Consider the following 12,187-nt stretch of genomic DNA (forward strand, 5'->3'; position numbering starts at 1 on the left):
CACCACCCGTTCCAGGCAGACCACCATGGGAATTGTTCGCTTCGCGCTGCGGTTTCCGCACACATTCTACGTGCTTGCGGCGCTGATTCTGTTTCTCGGCGGCATCGCGATCCGGTCGATGCCGACGGACGTCTTCCCGGAGATCCGCATCCCCGTTGTCACGGTGATCTGGAGCTATACCGGTCTGTCAACGCCGGAGATGGAGCAGCGCGTCAGCACCTATAGCCAGTATTCCATCAGCGCCAATGTCAGCGGCATCAAGAACATCGAGGCGCAGACGCTCAACGGCCTGTCGGTCCAGAAGATCTACTTCCAGCCCGACGTCAATCTCGATCTCGCGATCTCGCAGATCGTGTCGGCGACCAACGCCATCCGCGCCCTGATGCCGCCCGGCATTCAGCCGCCGATCATCGTGCAGTTCAATGCCTCGAGTGTGCCGGTGCTCCAGCTCAGCCTGGAATCCAACAGCCTGAACGAGCAGCAGCTCTATGATTTCGGCATCTATCGGGTCCGCCAGCAACTGGCGCCCGTTCCCGGCGTGACGCTGCCGACGCCCGCCGGCGGAAAATACCGTCAGATCATGGTGGACATCGATCCAGACAAACTGCTGTCGCGCGGTCTGACGCCGCTCGACATCGTCAATGCGGTGAACACCCAGAATCTGACGCTGCCGACCGGCACGGCGAAGATCGGCGACACCCAGTACACCGTTCGCACAAACGCGACGCCGGCTTCGATCGAGGATCTCAACAAGATTCCGGTCAAGTTCGCGAACGGGGCCACGATCTTCCTGAAGGACGTCGCCCAGGTCCGTGACGGCTCCCAGGTGCAGCAGAACATCGTGCGTGAGGACGGCCACCGTTCCGTTCTGCTCAGCGTGATCAAGAACGGCAATGCTTCTACGCTCGCCGTCGTCGATGGCGTGAAGAACGCCCTGGCATCGATTCGTGCCTCGGCGCCGGCGGGGCTCAAGATCAACGAGCTGTTCGATCAGTCGGTGTTCGTCACCCATTCCGTCAATGGCGTGCTGCGCGAGGGCGCGATCGCAGCCGGGCTCACGGCGCTGATGATCCTGATGTTCCTGGGATCGTGGCGATCGACGCTCGTCGTCCTGATCTCGATCCCGCTGGCGATGCTGTCCTCGCTGGTCGTCCTCAATTTCCTCGGCGAGACCCTGAACACGATGACGCTGGGCGGACTTGCGCTCGCGGTCGGCATCCTGGTCGACGATTCCACGGTGACGATCGAGAACACGCATCGGCTCTGGACCGAAGAGGGCATGCCGTTGCCCGAGGCGACGCTGCACGGCGCCGCCGAGATCGCGGTGCCTACACTGGTCTCCACGCTCGCGATCAGCTGCGTGTTCACCTCGGTCGTGTTTCTGGAGGGGCCCGCCAAATACCTGTTCACGCCGCTCGGCCTCGCCGTGGTGTTCGCGATGCTGGCGTCCTACGGGCTGTCGCGGACGCTCACGCCGATCACCATCGGCCTGCTCTTGAAGGGCGAGCGGCGCCACGGCGAGGGCGAAAGCCCGTCGGGCATCTTCGCGCGCGCCTCGGCCGCGTTCGAGCGCGGCTTCGAACGGCTGCGCAATGGCTATTCCGAGCTCCTGCTGACCTTGCTGCATCGTCGCGCTATCGTGCCTGTTGCAGCCGTGCTGGTGCTGGCGCTCGGGGCCACCATGTTCGTCTATGTCGGCCGCGATTTTTATCCCCTGATCGACGGAGGCCAGATCCAGCTTCACGTTCGCGCGCCCGCGGGCACCCGCATTGAGAAGACGGAAGCGATCTTCCAGGCAGTCGAAGACAAGATCCGCGAGGTGATTCCGGAGCGGGACCGGGCGCTGATCGTCGACAATATCGGTCTTCCGGCGCGCGCCTACAATCTCGCCTTCACGGACGGGTCGACGATTGGAGGCAATGACGGCACCATCCTCGTGTCATTGAAGGACGGACACAGGCCGACCGCGGATTACGTCGCGAAGCTGCGCCAGGTGCTGCCATCGGCATTCCCAGAAGACACCTTCTATTTCCAGGCAGCCGACATCGTCACGCAGATCCTGAACTTCGGGCTGCCGGCGCAGATCGATGTTCGCACGGTCGGTTACGGAGCCAACAATCTGGCCGTGGCAAAGGAGCTGCAGAAGAGTCTGTCCACGATCCCCGGCGTCGTCGATGCCCATCTCCAGCAGGAGGTCGATGCTCCTGCGTTTTATGCCGACATCGACCGGACCCGGGCCGCGCAATTGGGCCTCAACGCCAGCACCGTTGCGACCAACATCAATGTGAGCCTCAGCTCGTCTGCGCAGGTCTCGCCGAACTTCTGGACCGATCCGACGTCGGGCATTCCCTATTACCTCGCCGTGCAAACGCCGGAGTATAGGGCTAATTCGCTGAACGCCCTGGGGAACACGCCGGTGTCGACCTCGGTTGCGGCAAGCGGGCAGACGGTGCCGGGCCTGCTCAGCAATGTCGCGACCTTCAAGCGCGGCACCGTCCCCACCAATTCGAACCAGGCCAATGTCCAGCCGGTGTTCGACGTTTACGCGAGCGTGCAGGGACGCGATCTCGGCAGCGTCGCAGCGGACATCAACAAGGTTACGTCCACGCTGCAGAAGCAGCTCCAGCCGGGCAATTCGATCCAGGTTCTCGGGCAGATCCAGAGCATGCATCAGTCGTTCCGCGATCTCGGAATCGGACTGCTGTTCGCGGCCATCCTGGTGTACCTGCTGATGGTCGTGAACTACCAGAATTTCGGCGATCCCTTCGTCGTCATCCTCGCGCTGCCGGCAACGTTCTGCGGCATCGTGACAATGCTGTTCATCACGGGAACGACGCTGAACGTGCCCTCGCTGATGGGAGCGATCATGGCAGTCGGCGTGGCATCCGCAAATTCCATCCTGCTGGTGACGTTCGCGCGCGACGAGCAGCTGAAGGGACACTCCGCATTCGAGGCGGCGCTGAGCGCCGGCCGCACCAGGATCCGTCCCGTCCTGATGACCGCCGCCGCGATGATCGTCGGCATGATCCCGATGGCGATCGGAGGCCCGGGCGAGGAGCAGAATGCAGCTCTTGCACGGGCCGTCATTGGCGGACTGCTGTTCGCGACCCCGACGACATTGCTCGTCGTGCCTTATCTGTTCGCCATGCTGCGCAAGGGCAACGATGGCAAGCTTCATCACGGCGTATTCGAGGAGCAACCGCAATGAGTGACGTTCGCATACGGACCAATGATGACAAGACGGGAGGCCGGCCCGGTGCGGAAAACCTGCGGATCGTGGAGCTGCCCGGCAAGGAGACGCGATCAGGCCGCCGTTACGGTGGCGCGCTGCTCGGAGGCGGCATCGTTCTGATCCTGGCGGGCGGTCTCGGCATTGGCGGCTGGCGGCACTATCAGGCCGCGCGCGAGGTCGCCGCAGTCGCGGAGCAGGCCAGAACCGCCGTGCCGGATGTTCGGGTGGCGGCGGTCCAGCCTAGCGGCGACATCATGAAGGTCAGCCTGCCGGCGACGACGACCGCGTTCGAGGCAGCGAACATTTTTGCGCGGACCAGCGGCTATATCGAGAAGCGCTATGTCGATATCGGCGCTCATGTAAAGAAGGGTGATCTGCTCGCCGACATCACTGCGCCGGAGCTGGACCAGCAGATCGCGCAGGCGCAGGCGACCCTCGCTCAGAACCAGGCGGCGCTGCAGCAGGCGCAGGCAAGCCGTGAGCTCGCCGACGTCACCAATGCGCGGGACAGCAATCTCGTCAAGCAGGGCTGGCTGACGGCGCAGCAAGGCGACAACGACCGTCTCACCCTGCGTGCGCAGCAGGCGGCCGTCGGCGTCGCGCAGTCCAACATCGCGGCGCAGGAGGCTCAGATCCGGGTCCTCCAGCAGGAGAAGGCCTATCAGCGCGTGGTGGCGCCGTTCGACGGCGTGATCACACAGCGCAACGTGGACAATGGCAGCCTGGTGCAGGCCGGATCGACTTTCATGTTCACCCTGATGCATTCCGACGTGATCCGAACCCAGGTCTTCGTACCGCAGGACGAGGCCTTTGGGGTCGCCCCCGGCGTCGACGCCGATATCCGCGTCCCCGAGATTCCGGGCCGGTCGTTTCCGGGGAAGGTCACGCGGATCGCGACCGCGTTGCAGCCGGGCAGCCGAACACTGCTGACCGAGATCGACGTGCCGAATCCGGATGGTCTGCTCAGCCCCGGCATCTACTGCACTGTCGAACTATCGATCCCGCGCAAGACACCGTCGATGATCGTCCCGTCCGATGCGCTGGTGTTCGACCAGAACGGCCTTCACGTCGCGCTCGTGCGCAACGGCGCCGTTCATTTGCAGCAGGTCTCGATCGCGAGGGATTTCGGCACCACGGTCGAAGTGCGTGAGGGGGTGCAGCCCGGCGACCAGGTCGTGCTCAATCCGGCGGTGAACCTGACCGAGGGCAGCAAGGTGACCGTTCGCAAGGTCGAAATGAGTTAGGGCGTGGTGATGATGCGGACTATGGTCGCAACGATGTTCGCTCTGCTGCTGTTGGGGAGCTTGCCGAGCAAGGCGCAGGTGGCAACGACGGGCACCACGGCGATGGGCCTGCCCACGGTGCCGGGCGCTATCGTGATCTCGCCGTTGAACAGTCCGGGTCCGTTTTCCGCAGCGACCGAGCCAAACGCGCCCGACACCACGCTCGCGCCCGTTCCGCTCGCTTCCGATCCGACGATGCCGGGGACGGTGGTCGTCTGCGCTGCGCCATCGGCGTCCCCGATGCCGGTGCCGGCAACGCCGATTGTCTCGAATCCCGGCTTGTCGACGTCGGGCAGTGTTGCTCCGATATTGCCGGTCACAGGACTGACCGGAAGCTCCATCGGAACCATTCCCGCAGCCTCGCCGGCAGGAACGGGCGCTACGGTCGCATGTAGCTCAACCCCGGGAGGTCAGGTGGCCACTGCTGCATCGCTGCCACTCTCGATCCCACAGGTGCCGGCGAGTCCGGCACCGGGCACCATCTCGGCGGACGTTAGCGCCGCTGGCGGCACCGGCATTGATCCAAGCGCCGTTGTGCCCAGCCCGAACAGCTCCGCCTGCATGGAAGGCGTCTCGATGAACCTGGCCTCGCCCGCGACTGTGTTGCCGGCCAATGCTACAGGCGCAGCGCCGACGCCGGGCGTGGCGCCGGTCCTGCCGCCGGGATGCTGAGAGTTCTGTGCCTCATATGGCGGGGCGTAGCTTGCGTATCGCGGCATCGGGCGGGAGCATGGCTTCGCCGTCCCGATATTTCCAGTCCACCATCACGGCCTTGCCGTCCCTGACCGTGGTGCGGCCGACGAACGTTCCCATGGTGCTCTGATGGTCGATGGCGCGCCAGATCGCTCGTCCAAACGGCGTGTCAAAGCCGATATTGCCGAACCCGTCGGCCATTTTTTCGGTATCGAGCGTCCCGAGCTTCTCGATCGGAGCCGCCAGCGAGCTGATCAGGGCGTGACCGACCACGGAGCCCATCGTGGGCGCCTCGCCATAGCGCGCGGCGTAAGCGGATATGAAACCGTTGTTGGTATCATCCAGGACCTCGGTGACGGGATAGCCGGTCACGATCCACCCCTCCGGCGCGTCTTGTCCGAGCGGATGGAGATATTCCGGCTCGCCGGTCGTGAACGACACGACGCGTCGTCCCCTAAACAGGCCGCGATCATGACCTTGCCGGACGAAACGGGCGAGATCGGGACCGAAGGTGACGTTGAGGATTGCGACCGGATTGTGCTGGGCGAGAGCGTTCACGACCGCGCCTGCATCGATGGATCCGAGCGGCGGCCACTGGCTGCCAACGAACTCGACGTCTGGACGACGGCTGCGGAGAAGATGCATGAACCACCTCACGGCCGACTGTCCGTACTCGTAGTTCGGTGCGATCGTCGCCCACCGCGTCGCCTTCAGCTGCGCTGCTTCCTCCACCAGCATGGCGGCAAGCATGTAGGTCGATGGGCGCAGCCTGTAGCAATATCGATGTCCTTGGTCCCAGACCAGAGCGTCCGTGAGCGGTTCGCTCGCCACGAACAGGATCCGATGTTGCCGCGCGAAGTCGCTGATTGCCAGCCCGACATGCGACAGATACGCACCTGCCAAGAGGTCGACGCCGTTCCTGCGCACCAGCTCTTCCGCCGCGCGAAGCGCAACACTCGGCTTGCCCTCGTCGTCGCGACTGATGATTTCGACCTCGCGCCCGAGCAGGCCGCCTCTTGCGTTCAACTGTTCGACCGCCAGCTGCCAGCCGCGACGATAGGGAAGGGTGAATGCGGGCGCGCTGCTATAGGAGTTGATCTCGCCGATTCTGATGGGTCTGGTGCCCTGGGCACGGATGATGGCGGGCGAAAGCATCGCAGGGCCAACGCCGCCCAGGAGTCGTCGTCGAGAGATCATGATCAAGCATCGTCCGTAGGATTGAGGAGGAAGGTATCAGTGGCAGGTGCAGGAGGCTGGCCGGTCGCCACCACCTGTCGTCGCCGGGCTTGCAACGAGCCCGCGCACGAATGCAAGCGCGGGAAGATCGAGGTCCCGATCGAATTGCGCGCTGATCGGACCGACGAGGTCGAGCGCGGTCTGCTGGCGATCCGACCCTGCCATGATCCTGGCCCAGGCCGCCGCGATCTTTAGCTCGTAGAAGCGGCATTGTTGCTCTCTGGCAACGGACAGCCCTTCGGCGAACAGCAATTCCGACCGGGAGAGATCGAGCGGGGCATCCGCCAGCAGAACTTCGCCCTTGATGCGCAAAAGATCCGCAAGGCACCACAATTGCCGACCTTCCCGGGCGATGTTCAAGGCCTCTTCAACGGCAGCCAGGGCCTGCGCAGTTTCGCCGCTCGCGAGCAGGCCTTCGGCGAGCGATCCGAGAAACTCCGGATTGCGCATCAGCCATCCATTCTCGGCGCGCGCCTTCAGTCCACCCCGCAGCAACGCTATTCCATCGTCGTACTGACCTTGCAGGACGAGCAACTGTCCCTTCAAGCATGACGTCCAGCTTGTCCAGAAAGCTATTCCCTCGCGAGTCACGAGTGCGAGAAGAGACGAGATCGCCTGATCGGCCGCAGCGAGATCATGCGTCATGAGCGCGATCGGGCAGACGGCGTTCCGCAAAGCGTAGGCGATCGCAAGCTTGTCCTTTTCCCGCTCCGCCTCCTCTAGACATTCGGCGGCAAGAGCTCTGCTCTCCGCCACCTTTCCCTGGAGCAGCAAGACGCGGGCCAACATGGCCTTGGCCAGAACGCTCTGGTTGAGCAGGAACCACATCTGGTTCGGGCCGTCCTTCGATCCGCAAGCTTCGTAATCCAGGGACAGGGTGAGCTCCCGCCTTGCATCCTCCTGCGCTCCGTAAAAATGAGTGGCGGCGCCGATCAAGCGCCGCCCCACGGTCTCGTTGGCGGAGTTCTCCGTTCGCAGGGCGATCTCGAGGTATCGCTCGCCGACGGATTTGGCGGCGTCATATTGGCCCGAGTTGAGATTGTAGCTCCATAGCGTCCACACGGCCTTGAGCTGAAGCTCGAGATCCGACCGCTCCTCGGCGAGCACGAGGCCGATGTTGAGCGCCGCCTTCATGCGGTCGGCAGAGCCGGTCGTGTTGAGAAGCGCGAAACCCAATGCGACATGGAGCTGTGCCTTGATCCCCGGATCGCAGGTCAACCCCGGGCCGAGATGGGCGAGGGCGTGCTCGATCCGGCTGGAGCATTCGACGAAGGACAGCAACTGCATCCACACCGGAACGAAACCGGCCGTCAGCTCGATTCCGAGCGCAGTATCGCCATCAGGCGCGAAGGCCCAGTCGAGCGCGGCATGCACGTTCTCGATCTCCTGGGCGAGGCGGGACACATCGACGGAGGTCGGGGAAGTGCCGCCAAGCGGCGTAGCGAGCTGCCTGAGGAATTCCGCTTGCCGTCGCGCAATTTGCGCAACGAGCCCGGCTTCCGCTAGCTTCTCCAAAGCATAGGCCCGCGTGGTCTCGAGCAGGCGCCATCGTCCCTCGAACGAGGGATTCAGAGAGACCAGCGATTTGCCAACCAGATTGAACAATGTCTCGATGACGTCCGACCGCGACAGGTCGCCGTCCATCATTGCAATGGCCGCGTCCAGCGTGAAGCCGGCCGGAAATATCGCAAGCCGGCAAAGCAGCCTCTGCTCCTCGGGCGACAACAGGTCGTAACTCCAGTCCAGCGTCGCTCGCAGGGTCTGGTGCCGCGGCAGCTGGTCGCGACGGCCGCTGCTCAGGAGCTCGAAGCGCCGGTCCAGGCGGCTCAACACGGTGTCCACCCCGAGATTCGCGACTCGAGCTGCGGCGAACTCCAGCGCGAGCGGAATCCCGTCGAGCCGCCGGCAGACGGCGGCGATCTTCAGCAAATCGCCTGGGTCGGGAACGAAGCTTGCTCGCAATGCCCGCGTTCGCGCGACGAAGAGCTGCACCGCGCTTTCCCGAAGCAGCCGATCGGGATCAAGGATGTCTGATCCTGGGACCGATAGCGGCGGGATGGCCGCTACATATTCTCCGTCGATGCGCAGCGCTTCGCGGCTGGTCGCAAGAACGGAGACACTCGGACAATAGCGAAGCACCGCGCTGGCGATTTGCGCGGCAACGTCGATGACATGCTCGCAATTGTCAAGGACGAGAAGCAGGCGCCGCGAGCCGACGGCTTGGGCGATGCTCGCGGGCGAGACGTTCTTGTCGCTCAAGGCGAGCTTCAGGGTACGGGCCGTCGCAGAGACCGCCAGCGGTGGATCCTGCAAGGTCGCGAGCTCGACCAGCGCGACGGAATCGTCGAACGACGATGCGACGCGCCGCGCAAGTTCGATGGCGAGCTTGGTCTTTCCGATGCCTCCAGGGCCGACGAGAGTCACGGCGCGGTATGCGGAGAGGATATCGATCAACTCGTTCAGGGAATCCTCGCGGCCGATCAGAGGCGCGCGCACATTCGGCAGGTTGCTCGAAAAGGAGGACGCGGCTAGCGCGGATATGGTTGCGGCTGCGGAGTGATCCGGATGTCCGCTTCGCCAGCTTCCCGCGAGAGTATATCCCCGGCCCGAGACCGTCTTGAGGAGATCGCGATCCCTGCCGAGCGCCTTGCGGACCGCGGAGATATGGACCTGGAGCGTGTTGTCCTCGACGACCTGGCCTGACCAGACGCTCCCGATCAGTTCATCCTTGGTCACCAGAAGACCGGCACAATCCGCCAGCTTCTCGAGAAGCTCGAATGCACGGCTGCCGATCGGCACCGCGATGTTGTCGTGTCTCAGCTCTCTGCGCTGGCAATCGATGAGCCAGTTTCCAAAGGCGTAGGTTCGATTGGCCGGCGAAGACGACATAGGGATCCGCGGATCAGATTCACCGTCGTGATGCCAGGAAAGTCATGGTTTTCCGAAGATCACCGTCTCTTGGCAATACTATGAAAGCATGACTATGCCTCGGTCTCCTACAGGGGAGGCGGTTGGCGTGTCAAGAAGACCTTCGCCGTGTTCGGGCGTCCGCCGTCAGTGCCCCGCCGCTCTACATGCTCGTTGTTCCCTAAACGAATTCGTGACGATGATAGGCGTGTCAAATCAGAGAGCCGCGACGGCCGAGCGCAACAATCGCGCGACGGGGCCGACACGCGTCCGCAGGAGCGCGTCTGAAATTTCCTGATTTTACGTCTCTTAACTCGCGACCAGACCCGGCCTTGCTACGATCGTATCGATGGAGGCGCCCCACCGCTCGCGGATTCCGCTGGTTGCGCGCCTTCCGGTTTGGACCAGTGCAGTTAGAGTAAGAACAATGTCCCAGCTGTCACCGCCGCGACAACCGAGGCATGGTTGCGAGCCAACCGCCATCATCTCCGATGACGGAGCTTCCGACTTCCGCTCGGCCGCGATGACATCAGTCGTGCCGCTTCCGAAAGCCGTCGTTTCGCGCAGCGACGATCTGCCGGCCCGGGACGCGGCCGCAATTGTCTTCGATCAGCTCGGCCTCGTCATAGCGGTCGAGACCGATCCACGGCGCGAGTCCAGGGTATCGCGTGATCGACCGCATGATACTGGCTTTCTGCGCGTCCGGGTTCCACGGCACAGCGTGTCCGCGACGCTGCCGGTCTCCGCGACAAGGATGCTCGCCTTCAACGAGAATGATCCTGTCGTCCGGAGCCTGGCCGAAGCTCTCGCCGCGGTAGAAAGCTTGACGCCCGCCGATGGCGCTATCTGCGTCGACGCCCTGCGCCTTGCCGTCGTTGCGCGGTTGTCTGCCTTGCAGTCAGGCAGGCCGGGGCAGTTCGAAGGGCGAGTCCGCGGCTGCCTAGGTGCGAGTGACAGGCAGATTCAGGGATTGCAGAAGTGGCGGCTCAAGCGGGTGCTCGACTACATCGAAAGTCACTTTTGCAGGAAGGTCCAGCTCGCGGATCTTGCCGCAGTGGCCGGCTTGAGTCGCATGCATTTCGCCGCCCAGTTCCGGATCGCCACGGGATGCAGCCCGCACGAATACATCCTGCGCGAACGGATACGGCGCGCCAAGGATTTGCTGCGAAATTGCGAGATGCCGATCGTCGAGATTGCGTTGACGGTAGGCTTTCAGAGCCAGGCTCATTTCACCACGACATTCAGGCGCTTCGCGGGCGACTCGCCGAGGCGGTGGCGGAATGCGGCTGCGGCTGACTTGATCTAGCGATTGGGAAGATAAGTTGCCGAGGATCGATTGCTGCGGCGATCGGCTTGGTTGGAGCAACGGCCGGCATGACGCCGCCATTTTCCTTCCATCTGCGACGTCGAATCCGCGAAGCGCTGAGAGGAGAATTCTCGACTCAGCGCTGTCGCTTGCCTTGCAGCCAAGGGCTCGTACGGCCCACAGGCTCAGTAGCCGGAGGTGGGCTCGCAGGGAGGCCGGCGCCAGGGCGCGGTCGCGTATGCACCGATGTCGGGAGCGCGAACGCAGTTGCGCTTGGAGGTGACGGGCACGCGCTGAACCGACGCATAGGAGTCGACATTCGTGCGGCGCGTGTTGTTGCCGCCTTCGCGAGCCATCGCGGGGGAGGCAATCATGGCGGCGACGGCCAGCCCGGCCGACAAGAGCTTCAGATTAGTCATTGCATGTCTCCTTGACAAAGCGATGCCGGGAACGCCTCGGCTCGCCCGTCAGACATGTGTATGCGCGTGCGAGATCAGCAGTATCAATCGAACGATCATTTTCGCCTTTGCACGAAGTCGTGGTGGCGGCTCGGTCGACAGTCGATTCTGCGCGGTCGCGATGCTGCGAGACCGGCGGGGTGCGCCACTTGGCGCGGACGCACTCCCGTGCGGATTCACGGACGGGCGTGGTCGGCTGCGTGCGCAGGCCGGCCCTTCGTCGTTCGCTCAGCGATGCCAGTGACGGACGTAAGGGTGCGCTGCTCCGAACACCGGCGCGGCGCCGCCGGGCCGCTCCAGGCCCATTCGTCCTGCCGGCGTCAGCGCGCCGCCGTTTAGCACGTCGCGATCCGGATACATTGATGCAAATGCGGCGGGCTCCTGGTCGGCGAATGACCAAACCGCGGAGGCCGAGGATATCGTTGCCGTCGAGATCAGCGCGGCGGCGATCATGGTCTTGAATACATTCATGGCGATTCTCCATTGCTCGTGAGGTGCGGAGAGTCGCTTGGCGATGATCGCTGCTCGGCTGGTGACGTTTCCGGAAATTGTCTTCTGTACCGAGTCATATAGGCAGTGCAGCGGAAAAAACCTGTCCGGTACGCATCACTCTTGCGAGAAGACGAGTGCGGAAATAACCAGCATGCAGGCGGGGTTTATCGAATGGTCCATCTTCGACATCGAATCCTGTCACTTTTGTCATGATCGTTCGCACGATCGTGCATGGTCGAATCAATCGCGACGCCCACTTGAGAGTGCAGGTCATGGAACATGCGGAGTGTAAGCCATGAGACTGCTCTCTTTCCTTTGCGTCGTAGCTTGTCTCGGACTGTCGGGCGCAGCATCTGCCCGCGGCGGCATGGGATCGCATATGTCGATGGCACGCGGCGGCGCGCTCGGTACGAGTGCCGCGGCGCCTGGGACGAACTCGCTCGGCACTGCACTTCCCTCGTCGGAGGGCGGCGGTCATGCGATGAAGCGGCCTCTGCTCGGCACGGACGCGACCATCGACAAGGACGACGCCCGCCTTGAGAAAATGCTGGAAGGTTCGATCTGCCGCGGCTGCTGAAGG

At 63.5% G+C, this 12,187-nt stretch carries 10 protein-coding genes; 5 read left to right on the forward strand and 5 right to left on the reverse strand.

The window, feature by feature from the left end:
* Nucleotides 1-25: 25 nt before the first annotated feature.
* Together BCCGELA001_RS08420 and BCCGELA001_RS08425 are read left to right on the forward strand one after the other, a co-directional pair.
* Entirely contained in the window at nucleotides 26-3,208 is a 3,183-nt protein-coding gene (locus BCCGELA001_RS08420) for an efflux RND transporter permease subunit (protein WP_060735045.1), read from the forward strand.
* A complete protein-coding gene (locus tag BCCGELA001_RS08425) occupies nucleotides 3,205-4,476 on the forward strand; it encodes an efflux RND transporter periplasmic adaptor subunit (RefSeq protein ID WP_060735046.1) in 1,272 nt (423 codons plus the stop codon). Before BCCGELA001_RS08420 ends, BCCGELA001_RS08425 begins: the two co-directional genes overlap by 4 nt.
* On the opposite strand, the gene BCCGELA001_RS38740 is transcribed toward BCCGELA001_RS08425, so the two are convergent.
* Nucleotides 4,473-4,856 carry a hypothetical protein gene (locus tag BCCGELA001_RS38740; protein WP_236840830.1) on the reverse strand — a complete coding sequence of 128 codons (384 nt, stop codon included), beginning with the start codon at nucleotides 4,854-4,856 and terminating at the stop codon, nucleotides 4,473-4,475. The genes BCCGELA001_RS08425 and BCCGELA001_RS38740 overlap by 4 nt on opposite strands.
* Nucleotides 4,857-4,929: 73 nt before the next feature.
* Here BCCGELA001_RS38740 and BCCGELA001_RS38745 point away from each other — a divergent pair, with 73 nt between their 5' ends.
* A complete protein-coding gene (locus BCCGELA001_RS38745; RefSeq protein WP_236840831.1) occupies nucleotides 4,930-5,187 on the forward strand; it encodes a hypothetical protein in 258 nt (85 codons plus the stop codon).
* Nucleotides 5,188-5,199: 12 nt separating this feature from the next.
* Here the strand turns inward: BCCGELA001_RS38745 and BCCGELA001_RS08435 are convergent, their stop codons facing one another.
* On the reverse strand, nucleotides 5,200-6,363 hold the full coding sequence (locus tag BCCGELA001_RS08435; RefSeq protein WP_060735047.1) for an ABC transporter substrate-binding protein: 1,164 nt from the start codon (nucleotides 6,361-6,363) through the stop codon (nucleotides 5,200-5,202).
* 78 nt (nucleotides 6,364-6,441) lie between these two features.
* On the reverse strand, nucleotides 6,442-9,333 hold the full coding sequence (locus tag BCCGELA001_RS08440) for an ATP-binding protein (RefSeq protein WP_060735048.1): 2,892 nt from the start codon (nucleotides 9,331-9,333) through the stop codon (nucleotides 6,442-6,444).
* 553 nt (nucleotides 9,334-9,886) lie between these two features.
* Between BCCGELA001_RS08440 and BCCGELA001_RS08445 the strand changes: the two genes are divergently transcribed.
* Nucleotides 9,887-10,657: a helix-turn-helix domain-containing protein gene (locus BCCGELA001_RS08445; protein ID WP_236840832.1), complete on the forward strand. Its 771-nt coding sequence runs from the start codon at nucleotides 9,887-9,889 to the stop codon at nucleotides 10,655-10,657.
* A 185-nt stretch (nucleotides 10,658-10,842) separates the two neighbouring features.
* On the opposite strand, the gene BCCGELA001_RS08450 is transcribed toward BCCGELA001_RS08445, so the two are convergent.
* The gene (locus BCCGELA001_RS08450) at nucleotides 10,843-11,076 is read right to left on the reverse strand and encodes a hypothetical protein (protein ID WP_008560672.1); all 234 of its coding nucleotides are present in this window, start codon (nucleotides 11,074-11,076) and stop codon (nucleotides 10,843-10,845) included.
* Nucleotides 11,077-11,343: 267 nt separating this feature from the next.
* On the reverse strand, nucleotides 11,344-11,586 hold the full coding sequence (locus tag BCCGELA001_RS08455; RefSeq protein ID WP_008560670.1) for a hypothetical protein: 243 nt from the start codon (nucleotides 11,584-11,586) through the stop codon (nucleotides 11,344-11,346).
* Nucleotides 11,587-11,902: 316 nt separating this feature from the next.
* Between BCCGELA001_RS08455 and BCCGELA001_RS08460 the strand changes: the two genes are divergently transcribed.
* Complete coding sequence (locus BCCGELA001_RS08460; protein WP_060735050.1) at nucleotides 11,903-12,184, forward strand: hypothetical protein; 282 nt, start codon at nucleotides 11,903-11,905, stop codon at nucleotides 12,182-12,184.
* Nucleotides 12,185-12,187 lie beyond the last annotated feature (3 nt).

Origin of the sequence: Bradyrhizobium sp. CCGE-LA001 (assembly GCF_000296215.2) — a bacterium.
Lineage (GTDB): Bacteria > Pseudomonadota > Alphaproteobacteria > Rhizobiales > Xanthobacteraceae > Bradyrhizobium.